This is a genomic window from Aureitalea sp. L0-47, from assembly GCF_026126405.1.
Taxonomy (GTDB): Bacteria; Bacteroidota; Bacteroidia; order Flavobacteriales; family Flavobacteriaceae; genus Pukyongia.
In genome coordinates this window covers 1-24584 of the sequence record NZ_JAFMTQ010000008.1, presented here as the reverse complement: position 1 = coordinate 24584, position 24584 = coordinate 1, and the positions used below count along the sequence as shown (strand labels likewise).

Below are 24584 nucleotides of genomic sequence, written 5' to 3'. Positions count from 1 at the left end.
TGTTAATTTTCAGTAGTTTTTGTAAAAATTTAATCACTCACTATGAAAATCCTTTCTTTTCTGCTGTTTTTTCCCTTTTTATGTTCCTTCGGAATCAATGCCCAAACAGAATCCGAACTAAGCTTCCCGGAAGACTATTTCGGGGTTTATAAGGGCACACTTGAAATCGAAGCAGAAAGAGGTTCGCAGGAGGTCCCAATGGAATTTCACCTGAAACCCACAGACACCATCGGAAAATATCACTACACACTTGTCTACGGCGAAGGAGATATGCGGCAGGAACGCAAGTATACTTTATTGGCCGAGGATGCCGAAAAAGGTAACTACGTTGTAGACGAAAACAATGGTATTATTCTAGACGACAAAGTACAGGGCAACAGGCTGTATTCACTTTTCGAAGTACAGGGAACGCTACTCACTACATTTATGACCTTTCAGGAAGATCACATGGTTTTCGAGATCACAGCCGCCAACATGGAGAAAAGGAGGGTTTCCCAAGCGGATAACGAGGAGAAAACAAAGGTGATTTCCTATCCAATTTCCACAGTTCAGCGGGCTGTTTTAAAAAAGCAATAAACTTTTTAAATATTGCGGATTTATGTACATTTGTGCGCTCGAAGAGGAGAGATTTGACTGATTGCAACCTCGATAAAAAATGCTAAAGGCAGTGCAAACTTCCTTCACAGGTTACGTCAAATCTTCCCCGAACAAAATTTTTAATTATAGCTTAGCATATGCCGTATTTATTTACTTCGGAAAGTGTTTCTGAAGGACACCCGGATAAAGTCGCAGACCAGATCAGCGACGCTTTGATCGACAACTTCTTAGCCTTCGACCCTCAGTCGAAAGTAGCCTGTGAAACCTTAGTGACCACGGGACAGGTTGTTTTGGCTGGTGAAGTGAAGTCCAATATCTACCTCGATGTTCAGAAAATTGCCAGGGATGTGATCAACCGAATTGGTTACACCAAAGGTGAGTACCAGTTCGACGGAAACTCCTGTGGAGTGCTATCGGCCATACACGAGCAATCTGAAGACATCAACCGCGGAGTAGACCGCGCAACCAAAGAGGAACAAGGTGCCGGTGACCAGGGTATGATGTTCGGTTATGCAACTCGGGAGACAGATGACTATATGCCGTTGGCTTTGGACCTTTCGCACAAAATATTGAAGGAACTAGCCAACCTGCGACGGGAAAACGATGAGATTTCCTATCTGCGTCCCGACTCAAAAGCCCAGGTGACCATTGAGTACAATGACGACAACAAACCGACACGAATTGATGCTATTGTTGTTTCCACTCAGCATGACGACTTCGACGCGGATGAAGATCGTATGCTTGCCAAGATCAAGAACGACATCATCAGCATATTGATCCCAAGAGTAAAATCACAACTCAAGCCTGAAATACAGGCATTGTTCAATGGCAACATAAAGTATCACATAAACCCAACGGGGAAATTCGTTATCGGTGGCCCCCACGGAGATACCGGACTTACGGGAAGAAAGATCATCGTTGATACCTATGGTGGTAAGGGAGCCCACGGTGGTGGTGCCTTCAGTGGAAAGGACCCAAGTAAGGTAGACCGTTCGGCGGCTTACGCCACCAGGCATATCGCCAAGAACATGGTAGCTGCAGGCGTTTGTGATGAGATACTGGTTCAGGTCTCTTACGCAATTGGAGTGGTAGAACCCATGGGAATCTTTGTAGATACCTACGGAACTTCAAAAGTGGATATGACAGACGGTGAGATCGCTGCCAAGATCAATGATATTTTTGATATGAGGCCTTCTGCCATTGAAGAGCGACTGAAACTCCGACAACCGATGTATTCAGAAACTGCGGCGTACGGACACATGGGAAGAAAGAACGAGATCGTTCACAAAACCTTCAAAACTCCGGACAACACCGAAACTACTCTGGCTGTTGAACTATTTACCTGGGAGAAACTGGACTACGTAGATAAGGTAAAAGAAGCTTTTGGGGTTTAGGGTTTAGTGTTCGATGTTCATTGTTTGTTGTTTGTTGTTTGTTGTTTGTTGTTGAACACAACAAAACTTACATCCGACTTCCGACTTCCGACTTTTAACTTCTGACTTCCGACTTCCGACTTCCGACTTCTAAATAATATTATGCCTTTTCGCCTTCTGGACTGCCTCGATCTTGCTGTGCACCTGTAATTTCTTGTAGATATTCTCGATATGTTTCCTAACCGTACTGGGCGATAAGAAAAGATTGTCTGCTATCAAGGTATAGCTAAGACCTTTACTCAATTGCTCTAAAACCTCTACTTCTCGTTTCGAAAGTGAGATCTCTTCCTGGTCTCTCGGGTTATCGATATCTATTGGATTCCGAAGTAACTTCAATGTCTTAAGTGCAATGGAAGGATTCATGGCTGCTCCGCCATTCATAGTCTCCTTGATCCCGTTGTAGAGGTCGTCCGGATTGATCTCCTTCAGCAGGTAACCATCGGCCCCGGCTTTGATCGCGCTAAAGATATTTTCATCATTGTCGAAGGCTGTGAGCATGATGATCTTGATCTGCGGATACTTTTGTTTCACTACCTGGGTAGCTTCAATTCCATTCAGAACCGGCATTTCAATATCCATTAGGATAACGTCCACGTTGCGACTTTCTTCAAGCCTTTCCAACAACTCACTTCCGTTCAATGCAGTAGCCTTAACTGTAATGTCTTCAAAGAAAGACAGCTTTTCCTTTATCGCGTGGATAAGGAAACTGTTATCGTCTACTATGGCTACCTTTAGATTCATTTTCTCAAGTTTTGCATCAGTATAAATCTACAGCGTTTATTTTTAACCGAACATAAGGCAGCTGCCTTATTCTACATCACAATTTGAATTAGCAAGGAAAACGCAGTTGTAAACGTGTTCCCTCTTTGTCTTTGGACTTTATTTCAAGGACTCCGCCAATATCGGAAGCTCTTTTCTTCATATTATTAAGCCCATTGCCCGTTTCTATGTCATTCATATTAAAACCGATACCGTTATCCTCGATGAGGACGGTACAATTGGAATCCTCCGCATCGATCCGAACATTGATTTCGTTAGCTTCTGAATACTTCATCGCATTGTTCACCCCTTCCTGTATGATGCGGTAGATATTCATCCCCTTTGTGGATGTAAAAGTTTCGTCTTTTTGGAGTCCTTCTGAAATAAAAAATTGAAAGCTGGTATCCTTATTTGCCCACTGTGCCTTATCGATGAAATTCGTTATTCTCGCCTGCAGGTCTTCCAGGCTAATACCGTTCTTGTTCATTGCCCAAATGGTATCCCGTAGTTCATAAATGGTCTGACTCGTGAAGCCGCTTATTCCTTGTAGCCTGGATTCCAGTCCTTCGCTCATGTTCTTGAATCCATATTTCAGGTTATCCAGGCTTGAAATGATAAAAGTGAGCTGGGCGCCGATATTGTCATGCAGATCCCTCGATATACGGAGTCGCTGTTCCTGGAGTTGGTTTTGAGTTTCGATCTTTGCAAGTGCCGCCTTCAATTCACCTTCTTTCCTGAGCTGTCGGTTTTTCAATTTTTGCTGTTGGTAGAGTAAATAACCTATCAATGCCAGTACAAAAGCCAATCCAAATCCCCCAAAGATCATATTGTTCTTTCTCTTCACTTCCAGTTCCTTCTCGGCCAGTTCAGCACGTTGGGTCATGATCTCTTTTTCCTTCTTTTCGGTCTCGTATTTGGCTTCCATTTCAACAATGGCCTCGGTTTTCTCTTTGGAAAACAGACTATCTATACCCCTGGCGTAGCGACTGGAAAAATCGTGGGCTGCCCGGTAGTTGCCACGTTGAGCTTCAGCTTTTGATAGTTCTTTCAGGGCTTTGACACGAAATTCCATGAAACCATTGGCTTCGGCCATTTGCAGAGCCTCGTTTAGAACCGTAATTCCTCCCGAAACATCTCCCTGTTTTGTCATTAAGGATCCCAAGCCGATCCTGGCATTCGATAACTCGTACAGATTATTGTCCTGCTCAAACAATGAAACAGATTGATCGTACAATTGTTTCGCCTTGGTGTAGTCACTCAGACTGTCCCTGGCAACGGCCATATTGATCAGCATATAGGGGACGTATCGATCGTAGCCCAAGTTCTTATATCCTTGCATGGCTTCTTCAGAATACCGAATGGATTCCTCAAATTCCTTCAGATTCAATAGCACCGAACCTATATTTCCCGTGGTAATGGTAATACCAAAGTCCGAGTCGTTCTCCCTGTAGATCTCAAGCGCTCTTTCGTAATATTCAAGGACCTTGTCGAACTCTTTCTGTTTTTTGTAGACTATCCCAATATTGACCAGCACCATAGGTACTTTGTCGAATTCAGTTGCTTTTTCTTCGTATATCTCCAGTGCCTGGAAGTAGTGCGAAATTGCTTCGGAATAATCGCCTTTTTCATCATAGATGATCCCGAGGTTGTTGAAGGAATCGGCCATTCCTAAGCTGTCTTGTATTGCAATTTTAAGCTCAAGGCCTCTCTCGTGATACAATTTTGCGCTGTCCAGCACTCCCCTGGCTTCAAAAACACTGGCCTTACTGTTGAAAGCGGAAGCAATCGATCTATCGTCCTTTAATTTTTCAGCTTCGATGATAGCGTTATTGGCAAAATAATCGGCACTGTCCAGGTCCCTGTTCTTGTAGTGCCAGGACAGCTCGTTGAAGGTTTTTACCAATTCGATCCCTGTTTGGTCCCCAGCAACGTTCCGCAGACTGTCAATAGGATCCTGGGCAAATACAGAACTTGTACAGCAGATTAAAACGAGGAGCTTGATATGTTTAAACATTGATTGAAATACCCGGTTGAACAATAAGCGATTGTTGTAAATTATATTTGAGAAAGTCATAACCATTGAGCCCGGATTCTCTCTTCACCATTTGACTACGATTCTTTTCATATTCATTGTTCATATATGTCATTTCGTTATTGTGTTCTGTGGTGATCCTTCGAACATTACGATAATGCAGGAGCAATACAGCGGCTACAATACATATAAAAACACAAACAATAATATCCGTCATGGTTATTAATAGTTATTCAGATAAAAGTAGGATTATTACCCCGACTATTCCATAGGGCAATCGCCTTATTTTTTATTCTGAAGCCAACACTAGCTTCACTTTAGTGCCTTCGTTGTCATCACTCGTAATGTTGATCTTCGCCTTGATATCCTGGGCTCGTTTCCGCATATTCCTGATACCATTGCCCATTGAGATCGCAGCCGGATCAAATCCTTTTCCGTCATCGGATATCTCGATTTTAATCGCCGATGGGTCACCCGAGATCTTAACCCGAATCAAGGTTCCTTCGGAATACTTCAGGGCATTGTTCACGGCTTCCTGTATGATACGGTACAGGTTCATTCCCACAATGGACGTAAACTTATGGTCCTTCGGAATTTCTTCAGAAATACTAAAATCGAACTCAATATTAGAACTACTTTCCCTGGCTTTTTCAATAAAATTTGAAATCCTCACCTGGAGGTCCTCGAAAGTGATACTATTCTTATTCATCGCCCAAATAGTATCCCTGAGCTCGTAAATAGTTTCCGAAGCAAACCTGCTAATGCCACCAAGTTTATCGGTTACAGCCGTTGAACCGTCCTTTAGTCCGAACTTCAAATTATCCACCGATGAAATAATAAAGGTGAGTTGAGAACCGATGTTATCATGCAGATCCCTTGAGATCCTCAAACGTTGCTCCTGAAGTTGATTCTGAGTTTCTATCCTGGCCAAGGCAGTTTGTAATTCGGCTTCTTTCTTTAACTGCCGGTTCTTGAGCTTTTGCTGGTTGTAGAACAGGTAACCTAGCAGGCCAAGTAGGATGGCCAGTCCGAACCCACCGAAAATAAGCATGTTCTTGTTACGTACTTCCAGCTCTTTCTCAGCCAGATCAGCCCTGGTTTCAGCCAGGTCTCTTTCCTTGCGTTCGGTTTCATATTTCACCATGGCATCGCGAATAGCCACCTGCTTATCTTTCCCCAGGATGCTGTCGTTGTACGTACGATACATTTTGTAATTGTCTATGGCTGCTCGGTAATCTCCCAAACTTTCATGTGCTTCGGAAAGACTGAAATAGACCGAACTGATATCGTCGAGACGCCCGTCTTCAATGGTATTGTCCAACACCTCGTTCAGCAATGAGATTGCTTGTTGCGGTTTGTTGGTCTTTGCATAGCAAATTCCCAGGTTCTTACGGAGAGAAAACACCTCAAAGTCATTGCGCTTTGCCTGCTCGGCTATTTTTAGTGCCTGGTTGATCTCCAAAATTGCCTCCTCGTAACTTTCTTCCGCAATTAAGAGATTCGCGTTCGACTTGGAAACCTGGAACTGGATCATATCCAGATTGTAATCATCTACCACACCCTGCGCCAATTGATTGTACTCACTGGCTTTTTCATACTCCTTGTCTTCCGTTGCATAACCGGCCAATTTGATATAAGCCATTACCATATCGTCCGGGTAGTTGGTATTTGTAAGGGAAAGGTCGAGCGACTTTTTCGCATAATGCCTGGCGAGCGATGGTTCTTCAATTTGCTGGTACAATTCAGAAACATTCAAATACAACTGAACCTTGATATAGAGATATTGGGTAGTATCCACATTCTTGATCGCCTGGAGCATGTTCTCAATAGCTCCTTCATAGTTACCCAGGATCTGGTAGACGTTAGCCACATTATTCTTAGAAATTAGCACTCCAATACTATCACCATCCTTTGCGTAGAGGGAATCTGCCTGCTTGAAATGATACAAGGCCGAATCCATCTTTTCCATGTAGTAATAAGTTTCGGCGATCTCACTATGGCTATCGGGTAACAAAATATCCTGACCGGCTTCTCTAAGGAACCTATGCGCTTTTCTAAAATAGAAGCGAGCACTGTCGTAATCGCGAATTCTTGTTTTTTGCTGAATTAATTTGGTTAGAAATAGTCCTTTCTGGTAATCATCATCGATCGCCTCGGCTAATTGAATGCCTTTATGTAAATAGTACTGAGCACTATCCGGTTGTGCCGTGTAATTCCTTGTGGCGAATAGTAAAACGCTGTCAATACTTACTTCTTTCTGGGAAATAAGAAGTGAAGGAAAACTTAGTACAATGAGGAATAAAATCCGTTTCATTCTTGCTATCTAAGATGGATGATAGAACATGATGATCAATTCGATGTTTTATAGACTTTGGTGAGAACACCCTCGGTCCATTCGCCTATCTGCGGCGTCTCATCGACATCTTCGTAATAGCCTCTTCCGTGATATTTGCCGTTTTTCCACTCACCGCCGTAATATGCACCAGATTCAAAAAAGTAACGACCCATTCCGTGAAACTCTTCTTTTTCATTGAACATACCCACGTATCGGTCTCCGTTCGCGAATTTATACGATCCCTGGTGCATCTTTCCGTTTTTGAAAAATCCAATGAAGTTGTCCCCATTTTCGAGCCAGTACGAACCGTATTTGTCCTGGCAATCACCCGATGTACATCCAAGTTCACCTTCGTTTCGGGCATAAGTAAACTCTTCAGAAAGTACACCATTTACAAAAACTCCTCTTCGCCAGACATCATCTGTTATCTCATATCCAAGACCGTCCAATTCGCCATTGCGAAACTGTCCAACCATATCGTTGTCGTTGTCTGGCAGATACGCTCCGTATCCATTCATACCGTCGTTCTCCCAGTTCCCAATATACTGGCCAATGCCCTTCCATGAGTAAAGACCGTAACCATTCTTAAGACCGTTGGACCAAAATCCATCGTAATAATTTCCATCATCGTATTGCCACTTTCCCCATCCGTAGTCACAGTTACCATAAACACAACCTGTTTTGGCCGGCTCTTCCGTATTACCTTCGTAAAGTTCCACAGGTTTCACCACGTAGGAAGCCATGGTGTAATAGCCCGGTAAATTATAGGTGGGCTTATCATCTATAAGAATGATCACATCATCACCATTTCTTCGAGCTCTGGTTACATCGTAATCTAAATGATCTCCTTTTACTATGACCCAATAATTCTTTGTTTCCGAATTTCTATACCAGTAGGCATTGTCAGGAGATTTTGGTAATTCTTCAAGGTTTCTGGCACCCCAGCTTGGAAATTTCCGAATGTCCTTATGAAAGAATGTTTTGTCAAACTCCTCAATATAGTAGATATAGTTCCCATCCATATTCACAAACTCCCCATTGTAACTTTCATCATCAATGTAGGTTGCGAATGATTTTTCATTCGTGATATAAAAATCCTTACCGATGTTACGCTTGAGAACTGACAGCTTTCCGCTGCTTCCCACATCGGCATCCACACAATCGGGCAATAGATATAAGATTCGTGAATCCTGATCAAGGTAACTCAAGGTATCGGTTCTCAGTCTGTTGAGTTCTTTCGCGTTTCGAATCTGTTTACCCTTGGCATCAAAGAGTGTATAGGTGGAATCGGTTGTCTTCTTCCAGGATAGAACCTTTGTGGTTGTCGATTTAGGTTGCTGAACCTGCCCCTGTAAATACAAAATTGGACAAAGCATTATTGCGAATAGCAAGTTGCTAAAACAAGATCTCATAATTGATTGGTCTTTAGTGATATCCAAAGTACCGAAAATTGTTCATAATGTAAAATAAGGCAACTGCCTTAGTTCACCAAGAACAAAAAACCCCATACAAGATGGGGTTCAGTGTGTTGCAAACACTCCTCAATATTTGCAAACGGTGTAACCTGGTTAGTTAGTTACTTCTTAAGATCGTAAGCGAAGATGGAGTTATTATCGGCTTTGTAATACAAGATCCCTCCGAAATCATCCACTTTGTACTCTGGTTTTTTGTCCTTAAGGACGATCTCTTTTTCGACGGCCCCGGTATCTTTATTGAGTTTCACCAGACCTACCCCTTCGTCTAGTTTGGTTAAAACGAATTGTGCATTCTCAGTGGCCGATGTAGCTTTAAATCGGCGTAACATCTCGGCTACCGACGCTCCGGTCGCCATAGCCATACCGTCACCAAGATCGGCGTAGGCTTCTCCTTTTGAGGTATAATATCCCAGACGGTTCCTGTTGGCATTTGCTTCGGCATAGGCAGCTGTTGCGGTTGCGGCGGTTGCTACTGCAGTAAGCCCCATTAGGATCGCTCCAACAGCACTCTTACCGGGCGCCCTGTGATACTCATGCCAGTTTGTGGTTCCTCCCCAGTCCAGCAGCATCATATTCTGATCACTGGTTAGCAGTATTCCTCCGTTTCGTACTTCTACATCGGTTGGGCTTTCTTTTCCGTCGAATTTGGATTCTGCTAAAGTGGAAACATCTCCATTAGCGGCATCAACACTGAACAAGTCTTCATCAGCACTAATGAGGTAGCGTCCATTCTTTTCGTCATAAGCCGAAGCCACAGCATCGGCTCGCTTATATTTCAATGGTTTCTTCCATATCGGGTCTCCTGTTTCAAGATTTACAATGTTGGCATCTTCTGAAGTGATATAGATCAACCCCTGGTCGGTTTGTGCCATGGTAAGTATATTCTCGCCGGTTTTCAGTGGCTTTTTGAACAAGGTCTTCCCGTCGAAGGAGATCTTGTTGATCCCTCCTTCATAAATTCCGAATAGAATACCATCCTCCATGATGTAAAAATGCTGCACATATCCCTTGGTTTTAGGCGCCTTTTCCCATAGATCCTCTCCGTTTGCCGCACTTAAGAAACCGATCTTCGACTCCGCCTTGGCGCTGGCCAGTTTCGCTAGTCCCGATTTTCCGGAATTATCCACATTACTAACAATCGCCAGACCCTGTGGCAGGATTTCGAAATTCACTACATGACCTTTCACCTTATGAGGGTCACCCCAAAGCAGGCTTCCATTGCTTCCTATTTTGTGTACCTTGGTGTTCGAACCATTGGCAGATATCTCGAATCCATAGATCTCCTTTTCGGTCTCGTCTGCAACCATCCACTTGATATCATCTACCTTGATCGACCAATCGATACCACCACCACTCATGCTTATCTTTTTAAGGGTTTTCGTGGTTGGAAGAATAAGGCCGTCTTTCAGCAACAAGGGCCTTCCACTCACCGTTTCGGAACCTTTCATTGTAAAATAGTGCTCCTGCTCACCTGAATCGAGGTTGTAAATAGCTACAGCATTGGCATATTTATCGGCAGCCCTGCGCTGACCGCTTACCACCAATTTATTTTCCGGCATCATCACATCACAGGTCCAGACCATTTTCCATCCGTTGTCCTCCGTACTGAAGAGTTTCTTCCCGGACATATAATCGATCACCGCTTTTTTGGTGGTCATGGCACCAAAACCGGTTTGACCCACAACCAGGTAGGGCGCATTTGGAACGAAGAAGAGTTCTTCGGGTTTTACCCGGCCGTAATCCTGGAAATTAAATAGTAAATCGTTGTTTCCCGGCTTGATACCTACCAATCCGTCATTGGTAGCCACAACCATGGTGCCACCCTGCGTGAGGGTCATATCGTTAATCTTCCCGCCAACATCGTAGCGAAAATCAGGGGCTTCCGCCCTTTGTGCCATGGCAATAGTACTTAAAAAGAACAGTAGCCCGGCAAGTTTCTTAATCTCGATTGAAAGTTTCATAATCGTGGTTTTTAATTTGTTATTCAAAGATGAATTAATAGCCTACGCCATTCAATAGGGCAATTGCCCTATTCTGTTTGTCTACCGCCTTTTAAACACAAAAAAAACCGGAAGCACTGCACGAAGCATTGCTACCGGTTCCACGTAAAAACCTCAACACTGAGATTTCCTTCAAATAATATAATGATTAGTCGATCGAGAATTTAAACTGACCCTGGGTGATCATCTTGGATGTCATATCCTGGGCGTTGTAACCTTCAAAAGAGAAAGTACCTTCTATCTTTCCATCGGCGTCCACAGTGATCTCGATGGTTCCTGGTGCGATCCCGGCAGCAGAAGTTGCAAGGTTTGACGCCCATACATTGGCGGATTGACCAGCTAGTTCGCCGTACTGAAGCGCATTGGGATTGGTTAGATTGTCTCCTGTCTTGTAAGTGCCAGGTCCGTTGTAACCGATAATATTGAAATTGATAAAATCTCCGCTATTTGTACTTCCTTGCCCGCTAACCACTGTCATGCCGTTGGCCGTGGATTTTGTACCGCCGATCAAAGTAGCTGGATCCATGGAAGCGGCGAAGTCGGTTCCATCGATCTTGGCAGTGAATAATTCACCACTTCCGTTATTTTGCTGATTGTTGTTTGCATTGTCATCGTCCGAACTACATGCTGTTAGCACCAGTGACAGACACAGGAACATATAGTAGATTGATGTTTTTAGAGTTTTCATAATTGTTGGGTTTTAGTAATTGAACAGGACAAAGATGCCCTAATACCCAACGCCACTCAATAAGGCAATTGACGTATAATCAGAACCTAATGTGCGGATAACGAGCCTGTAATTGCTCTATTTTTTGCTGAAGTTGTTCCTCGAACGCCTTGTGAGATGGGCTTTCAGGATGGAATGGTCGATGTGACAACCCGGATTGTATTTTTGCGATCTCCTTACGTATAACTTCGGTGGAAGAATGGATCCACACCTTGGAAAAACGATCCCATATCACTTCGATCGCGGTTTGGTTGGGATGCAGCATATCTTCAGAATAAAAACGATAATCACGCAATTCGTCCATCATAAGCTCATAGGAGGGGAAATAAGCAGTACCCTTATCCATGGTATCGATCAGCCGATGAATTCCCGAGATAAGATGAGCTTTGGATCGCATATTTTCTATAAACCCGTCTTTGAGATGTCGCACAGGAGATACCGTGAACACAATTTGAACTTCAGCATTGAACTCACTTACCATCTGTACTATGTTTTGGCAGGTGGTGGTTACTTCGGAAACGGACAGCAGCTCTTTCCTGAATTCAGATTGCGGGATCTTATGGCAATTGGCAACCACGGCGTCCGTTTCTACATATCGATATCCCCATACCGTTCCGAAGGTGATCAATAGATGCGAGGCGCTTTCCAGGTAGCTTCGCAACTTGTCCAGGGTGTCATTCAGTAGCTGAATGTATTCTTGCTTGTCCACATGACTCAGCAAGGAATGAACCTCCAGGCAGTGCCAGTTACCGTCTCGTTCGAAGATGTCTTTTTCTACAAAGGTTTTATTCTGAATCGCCCTGGCGATCAATCGTTCCAAAGCAATCGGATGAAAGATGATCCCAAATGGATTCTGAACGTTCTGAAATTTGAAGTAATCCAGCTTTGCACCAATATGTTCGGTAAAACAACTACCTAACAGTATGGTTTTCGATTGATAATCGATCTGGTTCGCTTCCGAAGAAAACGGTATTTGGGTTTGAAGTTTCATATCTATTCCAGATACGAGCGCGCTGCCGAAAGGGCTTCCGCGATACCGGCCGGGTTCTTCCCACCGGCTGTAGCAAAGAAGGGCTGTCCTCCTCCACCTCCCTGGATGTGTTTCCCGAGTTCCCGAACAATAGTCCCGGCGTTCAGGTCTTTGGACTCAACCAGGTCCTTGGAAATATAACAAGCCAGCAAGGCTTTTCCGTTAGTTTCGGATGCGAGTAACAGGAACAAATTATCCGTTTCACCACCCAGTTCGAAGGCTAGATCTTTCATTCCGCCGGCATCGAGTTCCACTTGTCGAGTGACAAAATTAACTCCGTTTACCTCTTGCAGGTCATTTTTCAGATCGCCTTTTAAGTCCTTCGCTTTGTCTTTAAGCAGTAGTTGTATTTGTTTCTGAAGTGCGGAATTCTCTTCCTGTATCTTCTCGATCGCTGCAAGGGGGTCTTTGGTATTGTTCAACACCTTCTGAACTTTCTTGAAAGCTTCGCTCCTATCCACAAAATAGTTCTTCGCTGCATCACCAGTAATGGCTTCGATCCTGCGAACACCTGCCGCTACCGCACTTTCCGAAGTTATGATAAAATGCCAAACATCACCTGTGTTTTTCACATGCGTCCCTCCGCACAATTCCATGGAATCACCAAATTTGATCGCACGTACCGTATCACCGTATTTCTCCCCGAATAATGCCAGAGCTCCTTCGTCTATTGCTTTTTGATAAGGAATGTTCCTGCGCTCTTCCAACTCAATACCCTCACGAATGCGCGCATTTACAAAATCCTCCACCTGTCTTAGTTCTTCATCGGTCATCTTACTAAAATGAGAAAAGTCGAAACGCAGGTACCTGCTGTGAACCATGGATCCTTTCTGAGCTACGTGCTCGCCAAGTATGTTCCGCAGCGCCTGGTGCAAGAGATGCGTTGCAGAGTGGTTCGAAGCGGTTCTGGAGCGTTGTTTGGCATCAACAACCGCTTTGAAGCTACCCTTAGGATCACGTGGTAAATTCTTTACGAAGTGGATGATAAGGTTATTCTCCTTCTTGGTATCCACTACATATACTACTTCGCCATTGGCAGCTTCGAGGTATCCTTTATCACCTACCTGCCCTCCGCCTTCTGGATAGAAAGGAGTTAAATTGAAAACCAGTTGGTATAGTTCTCCTTCCTTCTGACTCTCGGTTCTTCTGTACTTCGTAATCCGAACCTGTGCTTCCAGTGCATCATAGCCAATGAATTCCTCTTCAGAATCGTCTGAGAGTACTACCCAATCTCCGGTTTCCACTTTCCCTGCTGCCCTGGATCGTTCTTTTTGTTTCTGAAGTTCACTTTCGAATTCTTCTTCATTAAAACTTAAGCCCCGTTCCCTGAGGATTAGACCGGTAAGGTCTTTCGGGAATCCATAGGTGTCGTAAAGCTCGAATACTTTTTGCCCGGATATTTCATTGGAACCGGCATTTCCGATGATGTTTTCCAACAGCACCAGACCCTGGTCCAGGGTGCGTAGGAAAGATTGTTCCTCTTCCCGGATCACATTGATGATAAGGTTCTTCTCGCTTACAAGTTCCGGGAAGGCATTCCCCATCTGCTTCACAAGAGTATCCGTAAGCTGGAAAATGAATGGTTCTTTTTTATCGAGAAAGGTAAAACCATATCGTATGGCCCTTCTCAAAATCCTCCGTATCACATAACCGGCTCCCGTATTGGATGGCAGTTGGCCATCGGCAATTGAAAATGCCACGGCGCGCACGTGATCGGCGATCACTCGGATGGCTATATCTTTCTTCTCATCAATTCCGTATTTCACGGAAGTGATGGTTTCGATCTCGCGGATGAGTGGAGTAAAAACATCAGTGTCGTAGTTACTTTGTTTCCCCTGGAGTACCATGCAAAGGCGCTCGAAGCCCATTCCTGTATCCACATGTTGTGCGGGTAATTTCTCCAGGCTGCTGTCCGCCTTTCGGTTGTACTGCATAAAAACCAGGTTCCAGATCTCAACCACCTGCGGGTGGTCCTGATTCACCAGTTCGGCACCGGAAAGTTTCGCCCTGTCCTCTGCGGAACGAATATCCACGTGGATCTCACTACAGGGACCACAAGGACCCTGATCGCCCATCTCCCAAAAATTGTCGTGTTTAGAGCCATTCAGTATACGATCTTCAGGAATGTACTGCTTCCAGAAATCGTAGGCATCCTGGTCGCGTTCCAGTCCCTCTCCTTCGTCTCCTTCGAAAATGGTTACGTATAAAATGTCCTTATCAATTCCGAAGACATCTGTAAGCAATTCCCAGGCCCATTCGATAGCTTCTTTCTTGAAATAGTTACCAAAACTCCAGTTACCCAGCATTTCGAACATGGTGTGATGGTAAGTATCCATCCCAACTTCTTCAAGGTCGTTGTGCTTTCCGCTTACACGAAGACATTTCTGAGTATCGGCCACTCGTTCACTTTTAGGTATGCTGTTACCCAAGAAATACTCCTTGAACTGGTTCATACCCGCATTCGTAAACATAAGTGTGGGATCGTCCTTGATAACCATAGGTGCTGAAGGAACGATCTCGTGTGATTTCGATTCGAAGAATTCCAAGAATTTGGAACGGATTTCCCGTGATTTCATATGCCTTAATTTGTACGGAACTGTATATAAATGATATCCGCAAAACAATTTCTATATTTGCAGAGCGTTAGGTAAAAGTTAGCACTACCCTTCAACGAGCAAAAATAAGTTTTTTTAACGTATGTCTAAGGTAAAATATTACTACGATAGCGAAACCCTGTCGTACCGGAAAATAGAGGGAAAAAAGGGGCGCAAGATCGGTATTTTTCTTTTGAGCTTATTGGGGATGTTCTTAAGTGGATTCCTCTTGTTGCTTGTATACATCAACTTACCTTATATCCAAACTCCCAAGGAGAAAGAGCTGAAACGCGAATTGGCTAACCTGGAACTTCAGTACGAACTACTGAATAAAAAGATGGACCAGGCCGAAATAGTTCTTTCCGATATGGCTGAACGCGATAATAATCTTTACCGAGTCTATTTCGAAGCCAACCCTATCCCGGACGAGCAGCGCAAAGCTGGTTTTGGAGGGATAAACCGCTACAAGGAGCTTGAAGGATTCGATAATTCGAAACTCATTATTGCTTCCAATCGCAGACTGGACATACTTACAAAACAGATCGTTGTTCAATCTCGATCCCTGGACGAGATCGCGAAAATGGCGGAAGAAAAAGAAGAGCTTTTATCAGCAATTCCGGCTATTCAGCCTGTGCGTAACGAAGACCTAACCCGAATGGCTTCAGGTTTTGGATACAGAACCGATCCGTTTACAAAGGCCAGGAAATTCCACTGGGGAATGGATTTTACCGCTCGTCGTGGTACACCGATCTATGCATCGGGTGACGGAGTGGTGAGCAGGGCAGACAACACGGCTGCAGGTTATGGAAAGCATATTCGCATCGACCATGGATACGGTTACGAAAGTCTGTATGCCCACTTATACAACTACAATATTAGGAAAGGACAGCGCGTGAAGCGTGGAGACCTTATTGGTTTTGTGGGAAGTACGGGACGGAGTGAAGCCCCTCACCTGCACTATGAGATATTTAAGGATGGAGAGCGAATCAATCCGATCAATTTCTACTACGGAAACCTAACTCCGGAGGAATTTGCCAAGATGCTTGAATTGTCCAAACAGGAAAACCAATCACTTGACTAATGCATGTTGAATTGCCCGAAAAACGATACTACGGTATAGGCGAGGTCGCCAGGGCATTCGACGTTAATACTTCGCTACTCCGTTTCTGGGAAAAGGAATTTGATATTCTACAGCCTAAAAAGAATGCCAAGGGGAATAGAAAGTTTACCCCGGAGGATATTAAAAATCTCGAACTCATCTACCATCTTGTGAAAGAACGAGGTTTCACACTTGAAGGAGCCAAAATACATCTCAAAGAAAACAAGAAACCAACCATGGACAACTTTGTGATCATTCGTAAACTGGAGACGGTTAAAGCGGAACTACTGAAGATCAAGGAGCAGCTCTGAAGGGTGATTTGTTGATGCGTTGAGTTGTTTATTCGTAGTAATACACTTCCGACAACCGACAACCGACAACTGACAACCGACAACTGACAACCCACATCAGTATATTCGTATCACTTCGTTCTTAGTATCGCTACGCTCTTGGAATCTTAGAATGTTGGAAAAAACCTCTGACGACCGACTTCCGTCTTCTGACTTCTGACTTCTGACTTCTGACTTCTGACAGAAAAATCTAACACTTGGCAAGAGATGAGACCTCTCGACTGCCTGCCCGTTCCGTTCAGGCGGGCGCTCGAGGTGACACTTCCCACTTTCAACATGAACATCGATCAATTTATTCGTTGGTTCGTTTATTTGATCATTTCGGAATTATGCGAATAATCCCTTTTGGGAAATCACAAATTCCAATTCTCAAAACTCAAATAAATCACAACTTACAAGGACCAATGATTTTGAGTTTGATTTTTGGAACTCTTTGATATTTGTAGTTTGTATTTTGATCTTTTAATACCCCGACTGTGGGATCCCTTATATCTAGTTATAAAGATCCTTACACTTACACCGTGGCTTCGGCCACAGGAATTCGAAATTCAGCATCAATTCGTGAGATCCCCAGGTCGCGGTATTCAATCCTGAAGTCACATAATCGTAGGCATAACCCACATTTACTCCTCTTGCAACCTTGAAATTCACCAGGGCACCGAAGGAATCATTAAATCGATACGAACCGCCTAACCAGAAATTTTCATTGATCAGGAACATAGCAGACATATCGAATGAGATAGGCGCTCCATTGGTATACTTGACGATGAATGCTGGTTTGAAGACGAGGTTTGGGTTGAGATCCATCACATAACCTCCATTCACGTAATAGGCAATACGTTCCAGTGAAAAGTATTCTGAACTTCCCCGGTAGGTGAGTAATCGTGGTGCCGAAACACCTAAATAGAAAGATTCTCCTCGGAAGTAAACACCAACACCCACATTCGGATCCCAGTTGAAATCGGCATTCATCAGGAAAGGATCATTCATCGAACCAGGATCGTTCAATAGTTCTTCATCCAGGCTGTATTTTCTGAAACCAGCCTTGATTCCGAAGGTTAGTTTGTACTCGTCGTAGTGATCGAGATTCAGTTTATAGGAAACATCCGAGTAGATATAGGTGGTGCGTTCAAAACCTAGTTTGTCGTTGACGATAGACAATCCCACTCCCAGGTTCGACCCGGGAATTCCACTGTGCGCGGAAAGTGTTTGGGTGACAGGAGCTCCGTCTACACCCATCCATTGGTTCCTGTTCAGCAGGTTAACCACCAGGACCTCTTTAGAACCGGCGTAGGCCGGGTTAATGGAGATGGTATTGTACATATACTGAGAGAATTGAGGCGTCTGCTGCCCATAGGCCTGCTGTAGCGTTATCAACGCCAACATCACGAATACTATGTTTTTCAATACTCTCATTTATTCTGTTCCAAGTAGTATAAAGCCCTGGATTGGGTCGAAACCACTGTTTCTAAGGGTTACTACATAGTAATAGGTTCCGGTTGGCAGCAGTGTCGCATCTCCAAAGGATCCTGAAGGTGAAACGCCGTACCAGTCGTTCTGATAATTATCGTCTTTATACACTCGTGCCCCCCAACGATTGAAGATCTCCACTTCCACCACGATATCACAAGGTTCATTGCTGTTTGGGTCGAGGTCGAAATTCACTTCGAAGAAATCGTTGAAGCCGTCGTTGTTTGCCGATACCAACTTGGAAATACGCACATCGTCCTTGGATGCTATACATGGGAAATTGGTACAGGATTCACTAATGGATACTTCGATCACTGTTGACCACTCACATTCGTTTTCCATGAATGTGTAGTTGAAACTGAAAACACCGGGATCGAAGGTTGACGGATCGAAGATAGTTCCTTCCAACTGGTCGAGATATTCGCTATCCCAGGTGCCATCCAGGTTGGAAGTATTATCGATCAGGGTTTCCAGGTTTATCGGGTCGTCTGTCGGGCAGATCTCGAATGAAACCTCATCGAATTCAACTTCCGGACGAATCAACAGGATCTGTTCATAGGTACTTTGATTGTTACAATCGTCCGTAACAACCCAGTTTCTTATAATGTTATAATCGATATCGTTCAGTTCGACCATTTCCTCGGAATAGTCTACTGTTGGATTCGCTGTACAATTATCACTGAAAACCAGCTCAGGTACTTCAGGTAGTTCTTGGCAACTCAAATTGATCTCCGGCTGAAGGTTAGTTACCAACTGAGGTGCTGTTGTATCCTGAATAATTAATGACTGCTCTACGAAAATTGTATTTCCACAAGCATCCGTTACACTATAGGTACGTGTGATGGTTTCGGGGCAGGAACCATTGTCTGAAACATCAGAAACAAATTCCACTATAGTTGAACCACAGTTATCACTTGCATCGATAACAACCGATGTGTCTGGTGGCGGAACAGAACCGTCGCATTCCAGCATCATGGGTTGCGGGTTACTTGCAGTTGGCGGGATATCATCCTGAATGATGATCTGTTGTACCACCTCGATGGAATTCCCACAACTATCAGTTACGCTGTAAGTTCTGCTAATCGTTTCAGGACAGGTCTGGTTATCGGAAACATCTGAAACAAAGGCAACCTCCGGAGTTCCGCAGTTATCACCTGCATCAGTAACTACCGAAGGATCGGGCGAAGGAACATCGTCAATACACTGGACATTCAGTGAAGCCGGGTTGCTGGCGGTTGGTGCGATATCATCCTGTATAATGATCTGCTGGGTAACAACGATTGAATTTCCACAGACATCGGTTACGCTATAGGTGCGTGTAATAGTTTCAGGACAGGTCTGATTATCCGACACGTCAGAAACAAAAGTTACGGTTGGAGTTCCGCAATTGTCGGCTGCGTCTGTTACAACGGCCGGATCGGCTGGAGGTACTTCAGAAATACAACTCACATATAATGGGGCCGGGTTACTGGCGGTAGGTGAAATATCATCCTGGATAATGATCTGCTGGGTGACATCGATCGAATTTCCGCAGGTATCAGTTACGCTATAAGTTCTTGTGATAGTTTCGGGGCAGGTCTGGTTATCGGACACCTCAGAAACGAAAGCTACTGTAGGGGTTCCGCAATTATCGGCTTCATCCGTTACAACGGCCGGATCGGCTGCTGGTACTTCAGAAATACAACTCACATTTAATGGAGCCGGGTTACTGGCGGTAGGTGAAATATCATCCTGGATAATGATCTGCTGGGTGACATTGATCGAATTGCCACAGGCGTCGGTCACACTGTAGGTTCGAGTAATAGTTTCAGGACAGGTTTGGTTATCTGAAACATCGCTCACAAACACCACGGTTGGCACTGAACAATTATCGGCTTCATCTGTTACCACTGTCGGGTCCGGAGCGGGTATCTCGCTTACACATTGAACATTGATCGGCGATGGATTTGAGCCTATTGGATCCTGGGTGTCGGTTATGGAAATCACCTGAACATAATCTGCGATAGTCACACCACAGGCGTCGGTAAAGTTCCATGTATTTGTATAGGTTCCGGTGTTTGGGCAGCTACCAGGCACAAAAGGTCCCGATGTCTTGTTCAGTGTAAAAGTACATTTGTCCGGTACCGGTTCCAGGTTCTGCGCCTGGGCCAGGCCGGTGGTATCGTCGCAATCCAGGTTTACATCAAGTGCACCTGGTGCAGTAAGCCAGTTAACGACTGGCTGATTTACGTCTATTGTATATGGGGTAGCAGTACAAGAGGTTGGATCTGCAGTACTTACCGTATTGATCACACCCGGAAACTGTGCGCCTTCGTAGGTTGCAGTGAATTGCAGGTCGAAGGAAAGGGTACAATCGTCTTCCAGGAAGTAACATTCGTCATTCACCTGTAGTTCCATGGGGATAGTAATAGGTGGATCTCCTACGTCCAGAAAGCCATTGGCTACGACGAAATTCAAGTCACCTGTAGCTGCGTTATAGGTATAGGTAACACCGGGAGGCAGGTTGGTAATGTTAAGTAAAGTTGCCTGGGGAGGGATCACGGTAGATAAATTGGTATTTATCGCATTGTCGTTCCCAGTGTTTTCAAAGGTAAAATTGAAACCCAGAATGTCCCCTGGATTGGCAGGGTTGGTTCCTGAGGTTTGCGTGATCACTAAGGGATCTAAACTCGGGCTATAGACTTCAACGGCAAGTCCCAGAAGGTATAAGCCATACACTTCATTCTGGGAAGAGATTCGCACCGTTGCACTGGTTTGATTGTTCGTAATTACTGAGTTACCCGGATTATCAAGCGGAAAGGCCGCTGCATCAAAGCCGAGGGTATTTGTACTGGCTGGAACACGATTCACAAAGTCTCCGGTGGCATCGGTAATTCTACTATTGAAAAAGTTATTTGCCGCACGCTGAGGAGCAGTAATATCTACAAAGTTGTTAGACACATCCTGAATGCGAAGTCGGTCACCATTCAGACCCCTATCACCTTCCAGTCCACCAATGAGCATATTAGCATTCACATTTCCGGCCGGGGTGGTTTGAAATCCGCTGAAATTAATATCAATATCGTTAATGATGTTGGTTACGTGAGCATAACCATCGAACAGGGTGATGTTCTTTGCCGGTAAACTCTGACTCTCATAGATGAATACGATCTGCCATCCTCCGGTAGTACCCACTAACGGGTCGTGTGCCACGGAACCTATGGCCGCTTCTACATTGGCTACCTGGTAATCTCCAAACTTATTCGTTAACGCAGTTACTTCGGTGGTGATATCTTTCACACAGATGTAAGGATCATTACTGAAGTGGGTATCTCTTCCCCGGAAGATCACATCATCTGCCGTATAGGTGGTGTAGGTAGTTTCACCCGGCATCATCATCATGACATCATCGAAATTCCAATTGGGCTGATTATCCCCTCCACCGGGTTGCTCAACGTCTACAGCCGCCCAGTATAGGTAGGCTCTGAAAATATTGATACATGCACCGTTGATACTTGGATCTACAAAATTCGCCGAACTGGAGTTGAACGTATTCGGATCACCGTCTATGTCGACATAAACGTTATTGTTGAAGTCGTGATTATTACCGTTACCGTTATAGGGATTTGTGGGATGTCTTCCCACCATATTATTAGCAATCGTGGTGAAGTCGCCATTGAGCGACTGACTAAAGCGTATGGAAAACGGTTCCTGTATCTGTGCATTGGTGGAAGGCACGAATCCCAGGGATATAAGTACGATATAGAACCACAACTGTTTCATGAAGTTGATTCGTCATTGTAAAGCCTGTGGTGTTGTCGGAAGTGAGGTTCTAAGCAATCTGAATTCGTTCTCGAGGAACGTATTCCGAAAAATAGTTGCAAAGTTAGTTGGCGACAAGGGGCACGATCACAGGGGCTTTTCGGTTTGTTTACTACAATTATATAATATTTTATCGTTAAAACGCATATTTATTCGTCTAAATGCATTTTATTTTAACATTCAAGTCGCCGTTTTAACAAAAAGTCAGTTGAATCCTACAAATTAGAGCCACAATAGGCGATTGTTAGTGGCGTGTTGATTCAACTTTAAGAACGGCTTGACTTTCAGTACTTTTCTGTTTTTTTTTTCGGCAAAATGATTCCGGAGCTTAAAAATTATCGGTAAGGAAGAGTTAGGTCCGGTTTGTAATGCCAATCATGAAGCGAACGTGGGGAGTTTAACTTCAATAAAAAGTAAATTGAAAATCGATTTATGACTACTAAAGTAGCTTCATTTTCGGGCTTAGAACCCAACATTTTGTTAAATATTTATCATCGTCTCATGCTTCCATTTGTCCGGCAAAAAGATTTAAATTCATCATACAAGAGCGATATCAGAATCCATTTTCCGTTGAATCGTTTCGGAGCGTGAAAATATTTTATGGCGCCTTATTTGTTTAGTATATTGTACGGAGACAAAACCTTGAAACTTTAACACTTCCTTTTGAAAACCAAGTCGATTCTCCTGCTCCTTTTTGCCATCGCAGTACTATCCTTTAAAATAAATTCTTAGCCGAAGAACAACAAAAAAGGATAAAAGAGATAGTTCCTATGAAGCTATCGGAAGCGGTCCTGGAATGACCTATTTCTTACGAATATAGATAGTAACAGGCACACCTGTAAAATCGAAGTTGTCCCGCAACTGGTTCTCCAAAAATCGCTTATAAGGATCTTTCACATACTGCGGAAGATTGGCAAAGAAGGCAAAAGATGGATAAGGTGTGGGTAATTGTGTAATGAACTTGATCTTTACATATTTCCCCTTGGTAGCAGGAGGTGGTTTAATTTGGATGATAGGCAGCATCACATCGTTCAACTTTGAAGTCTTAATGCGCTTGCTTCTGTTCTTGTAAACATCCACCGCGGTCTCAATCGCCTTGTAAATACGTTGTTTTGTGAGGGCAGAGATAAATACAATAGGAACATCAGTAAAAGGTTCACATTGCTTTCGGATGTAAGCCTCGAAATCCTTGGTAGTCTTGTTATCCTTGCCTTCAACCAGGTCCCATTTATTCACCAGGATCACTACTCCCTTATTGTTTCGTTCAGCCAACCAGAATATATTCTGAACCTGTCCGTCGAAGCCCCGAGTCGCGTCGAAAACCAGCAAGACCACATCGCAGTGCTCTATGGCTCTCACCGAACGCATCACCGAATAGAATTCCAGGTCTTCTTTTACTTTGCTCTTTCTTCGAATACCGGCCGTATCCACAAGGTTGAATTCGAAACCAAAGCGATTGTATTTGGTATCGATACTGTCTCGCGTAGTCCCTGCGATGTCGGTCACCACAAATCGATCTTTTCCAATGAGCGCATTGATAAAGGAGGACTTTCCAGCGTTGGGCCGCCCTACCACTGCAAACCTGGGCAGCTCGTCCTCTTCTCGATCTTCGGTTTCGGGTAGTACTTCAACAAGATCATCTAAAAGGTCCCCACTTCCGCTGCCATTGATCCCAGAAATAGGATAGTATTTTTCGAAGCCAAGGGAATAGAACTCCACCGCATCGTGCATTCGGTTTGCGCTATCCACTTTATTCACTGCCAGGAAAACCGGTTTTTGACTTTTCCGAAGCAATTGAGCTACATCTTCATCCATACCGGTCACCCCGGTTTCAACATCCACCATAAAAATGATGGCATCCGCCTCGTCGATTGCCAATTCTACCTGCTTATCGATCTCGGACTCGAAGATATCATCGCTACCCACCACATAACCTCCGGTATCGATAAGGGAAAACTCCTTACCGTTCCAGTCGCTTTTTCCATAATGACGATCACGTGTCACCCCGCTCACCGCGTCTACGATGGCTTCGCGACGCTGTATGAGTCGGTTAAAAAAAGTGGATTTCCCTACATTTGGCCTTCCTACGATGGCTACAATACTCATGCTCCTTGAATTTGCGGCAAAAATAGGGCTTTTTGGCCGAAGGCTGATAAATGTCAGCTTTAGTTTCCTTCAAATTAAATACTTTAATCAATTCTACTAATCAACCAATATGGCTTTATCGAATGAAGTAGTACTCCGGCCCCGGTTCAGGATGGAACTGGAACATAGTAGTGAAGAGGCATTACAAGCTTTCGAAGCCGCAAAGAATTCCACTGCGGAAATCGTTATTACCAGGGTGGACGATCATGTTTTTCTGAAAATTCCGAAGAATAAACAACACTACTGGTCGCCACAATTGGATCTCGAAATTGTATCTTTTGAAGAAGGTAAAACGTTTTTAAGAGGGGTTTTCGGGCCTAAGCCTACCGTTTGGACCATGTTCATGTTCCTGCATTTTGCCGTTGCCAGTCTTTTTATCGGTTTTGGGATCTGGGCGTATACCAGGGCTTCCCTGGGCGAGCCTTATGCTGTCCAATTATTGTTGATGTGTTTTATGATCCTGGGGTGGTTCGCACTATACTTTGCAGGTAGAATGGGAAAAGCCAAGGGACGGCCAGAAATGTACCAGCTGTACGGGTTTATGAAGGATGTGCTGGATTTGGACTAGATGTTGATTCGTTGAGTTGTTGAGTCGTTGATTTGTAGAGTTGTATATGCAGAATTACTCACCGCTCACCGCTCACTTCCGACTTCCGACTTTCAACTTCTTACATCGTACACCCGACACCCGACAAAAGTTGATTCGTTGAGTTGTTGAGTCGTTGATTTGTAGAGTT

The 24584-nt window shown here is 44.2% G+C and carries 17 protein-coding genes; 5 read left to right on the top strand and 12 right to left on the bottom strand.

The window, feature by feature from the left end:
• Window positions 1-42: 42 nt before the first annotated feature.
• Window positions 43-576 (top strand): hypothetical protein, encoded by a 534-nt coding sequence (locus J1N09_RS09240; protein WP_265199883.1) that lies wholly within the window; start codon window positions 43-45, stop codon window positions 574-576.
• Between the two features lie 158 nt (window positions 577-734).
• Window positions 735-1991 (top strand): methionine adenosyltransferase, encoded by a 1257-nt coding sequence (metK, locus tag J1N09_RS09235; RefSeq protein WP_265199881.1) that lies wholly within the window; start codon window positions 735-737, stop codon window positions 1989-1991.
• Between the two features lie 129 nt (window positions 1992-2120).
• Here metK and J1N09_RS09230 read toward each other — a convergent pair whose 3' ends face one another.
• The 9 genes from J1N09_RS09230 to alaS form a co-directional block, all read right to left on the bottom strand.
• Window positions 2121-2771: a response regulator transcription factor gene (locus J1N09_RS09230; RefSeq protein WP_265199879.1), complete on the bottom strand. Its 651-nt coding sequence runs from the start codon at window positions 2769-2771 to the stop codon at window positions 2121-2123.
• 88 nt (window positions 2772-2859) lie between these two features.
• The gene (locus tag J1N09_RS09225; RefSeq protein ID WP_265199877.1) at window positions 2860-4803 is read right to left on the bottom strand and encodes a sensor histidine kinase; all 1944 of its coding nucleotides are present in this window, start codon (window positions 4801-4803) and stop codon (window positions 2860-2862) included.
• The gene (locus J1N09_RS09220; RefSeq protein ID WP_265199876.1) at window positions 4796-5038 is read right to left on the bottom strand and encodes a hypothetical protein; all 243 of its coding nucleotides are present in this window, start codon (window positions 5036-5038) and stop codon (window positions 4796-4798) included. The genes J1N09_RS09225 and J1N09_RS09220 overlap by 8 nt, the downstream gene beginning before the upstream one ends.
• A gap of 72 nt (window positions 5039-5110) precedes the next feature.
• A complete protein-coding gene (locus J1N09_RS09215) occupies window positions 5111-7135 on the bottom strand; it encodes a sensor histidine kinase (RefSeq protein WP_265199875.1) in 2025 nt (674 codons plus the stop codon).
• A gap of 35 nt (window positions 7136-7170) precedes the next feature.
• Entirely contained in the window at window positions 7171-8532 is a 1362-nt protein-coding gene (locus J1N09_RS09210; protein WP_265199873.1) for a hypothetical protein, read from the bottom strand.
• Between the two features lie 200 nt (window positions 8533-8732).
• Window positions 8733-10592, bottom strand: a complete 1860-nt coding sequence (locus J1N09_RS09205) for a PQQ-like beta-propeller repeat protein (RefSeq protein WP_265199872.1) — start codon at window positions 10590-10592, stop codon at window positions 8733-8735.
• A 187-nt stretch (window positions 10593-10779) separates the two neighbouring features.
• On the bottom strand, window positions 10780-11319 hold the full coding sequence (locus tag J1N09_RS09200) for a DUF6252 family protein (RefSeq protein ID WP_265199870.1): 540 nt from the start codon (window positions 11317-11319) through the stop codon (window positions 10780-10782).
• A gap of 79 nt (window positions 11320-11398) precedes the next feature.
• The gene (locus J1N09_RS09195) at window positions 11399-12349 is read right to left on the bottom strand and encodes a GSCFA domain-containing protein (protein ID WP_265199869.1); all 951 of its coding nucleotides are present in this window, start codon (window positions 12347-12349) and stop codon (window positions 11399-11401) included.
• Window positions 12350-12351: 2 nt separating this feature from the next.
• Entirely contained in the window at window positions 12352-14964 is a 2613-nt protein-coding gene (gene alaS, locus J1N09_RS09190; protein WP_265199868.1) for an alanine--tRNA ligase, read from the bottom strand.
• Window positions 14965-15085: 121 nt separating this feature from the next.
• Between alaS and J1N09_RS09185 the strand changes: the two genes are divergently transcribed.
• Both J1N09_RS09185 and J1N09_RS09180 read left to right on the top strand, forming a co-directional pair.
• Window positions 15086-16063, top strand: a complete 978-nt coding sequence (locus tag J1N09_RS09185; RefSeq protein WP_265199867.1) for a M23 family metallopeptidase — start codon at window positions 15086-15088, stop codon at window positions 16061-16063.
• A complete protein-coding gene (locus J1N09_RS09180) occupies window positions 16063-16392 on the top strand; it encodes a MerR family transcriptional regulator (protein ID WP_265199866.1) in 330 nt (109 codons plus the stop codon). Before J1N09_RS09185 ends, J1N09_RS09180 begins: the two co-directional genes overlap by 1 nt.
• A 531-nt stretch (window positions 16393-16923) precedes the next feature.
• Here J1N09_RS09180 and J1N09_RS09175 read toward each other — a convergent pair.
• The 3 genes from J1N09_RS09175 to der all read right to left on the bottom strand — a co-directional run bounded on the left by J1N09_RS09175 (window position 16924) and on the right by der (window position 23808).
• Window positions 16924-17847 (bottom strand): type IX secretion system membrane protein PorP/SprF, encoded by a 924-nt coding sequence (locus J1N09_RS09175; protein ID WP_265199865.1) that lies wholly within the window; start codon window positions 17845-17847, stop codon window positions 16924-16926.
• Entirely contained in the window at window positions 17848-21663 is a 3816-nt protein-coding gene (locus J1N09_RS09170) for a gliding motility-associated C-terminal domain-containing protein (RefSeq protein WP_265199864.1), read from the bottom strand.
• An 840-nt stretch (window positions 21664-22503) separates the two neighbouring features.
• Window positions 22504-23808 (bottom strand): ribosome biogenesis GTPase Der, encoded by a 1305-nt coding sequence (gene der, locus J1N09_RS09165; protein ID WP_265199863.1) that lies wholly within the window; start codon window positions 23806-23808, stop codon window positions 22504-22506.
• Between the two features lie 109 nt (window positions 23809-23917).
• Here der and J1N09_RS09160 point away from each other — a divergent pair, with 109 nt between their 5' ends.
• Window positions 23918-24415, top strand: coding sequence for a GTP-binding protein (locus J1N09_RS09160; protein WP_265199862.1), 498 nt, complete (start codon window positions 23918-23920; stop codon window positions 24413-24415).
• Window positions 24416-24584 lie beyond the last annotated feature (169 nt).

Excerpts from the sequence above, each read along its gene's own strand:
- J1N09_RS09240 (WP_265199883.1), top strand. The coding sequence starts at position 43 with ATGAAAATCCTTTCTTTTCTGCTGTTTTTTCCCTTTTTATGTTCCTTC.
- metK (WP_265199881.1), top strand. The coding sequence starts at position 735 with ATGCCGTATTTATTTACTTCGGAAAGTGTTTCTGAAGGACACCCGGAT.
- J1N09_RS09230 (WP_265199879.1), bottom strand. The coding sequence starts at position 2,771 with ATGAATCTAAAGGTAGCCATAGTAGACGATAACAGTTTCCTTATCCAC.
- J1N09_RS09225 (WP_265199877.1), bottom strand. The coding sequence starts at position 4,803 with ATGTTTAAACATATCAAGCTCCTCGTTTTAATCTGCTGTACAAGTTCT.
- J1N09_RS09220 (WP_265199876.1), bottom strand. The coding sequence starts at position 5,038 with ATGACGGATATTATTGTTTGTGTTTTTATATGTATTGTAGCCGCTGTA.
- J1N09_RS09215 (WP_265199875.1), bottom strand. The coding sequence starts at position 7,135 with ATGAAACGGATTTTATTCCTCATTGTACTAAGTTTTCCTTCACTTCTT.
- J1N09_RS09210 (WP_265199873.1), bottom strand. The coding sequence starts at position 8,532 with ATGCTTTGTCCAATTTTGTATTTACAGGGGCAGGTTCAGCAACCTAAA.
- J1N09_RS09205 (WP_265199872.1), bottom strand. The coding sequence starts at position 10,592 with ATGAAACTTTCAATCGAGATTAAGAAACTTGCCGGGCTACTGTTCTTT.
- J1N09_RS09200 (WP_265199870.1), bottom strand. The coding sequence starts at position 11,319 with ATGAAAACTCTAAAAACATCAATCTACTATATGTTCCTGTGTCTGTCA.
- J1N09_RS09195 (WP_265199869.1), bottom strand. The coding sequence starts at position 12,349 with ATGAAACTTCAAACCCAAATACCGTTTTCTTCGGAAGCGAACCAGATC.
- alaS (WP_265199868.1), bottom strand. The coding sequence starts at position 14,964 with ATGAAATCACGGGAAATCCGTTCCAAATTCTTGGAATTCTTCGAATCG.
- J1N09_RS09185 (WP_265199867.1), top strand. The coding sequence starts at position 15,086 with ATGTCTAAGGTAAAATATTACTACGATAGCGAAACCCTGTCGTACCGG.
- J1N09_RS09180 (WP_265199866.1), top strand. The coding sequence starts at position 16,063 with ATGCATGTTGAATTGCCCGAAAAACGATACTACGGTATAGGCGAGGTC.
- J1N09_RS09175 (WP_265199865.1), bottom strand. The coding sequence starts at position 17,847 with ATGAGAGTATTGAAAAACATAGTATTCGTGATGTTGGCGTTGATAACG.
- J1N09_RS09170 (WP_265199864.1), bottom strand. The coding sequence starts at position 21,663 with ATGAAACAGTTGTGGTTCTATATCGTACTTATATCCCTGGGATTCGTG.
- der (WP_265199863.1), bottom strand. The coding sequence starts at position 23,808 with ATGAGTATTGTAGCCATCGTAGGAAGGCCAAATGTAGGGAAATCCACT.
- J1N09_RS09160 (WP_265199862.1), top strand. The coding sequence starts at position 23,918 with ATGGCTTTATCGAATGAAGTAGTACTCCGGCCCCGGTTCAGGATGGAA.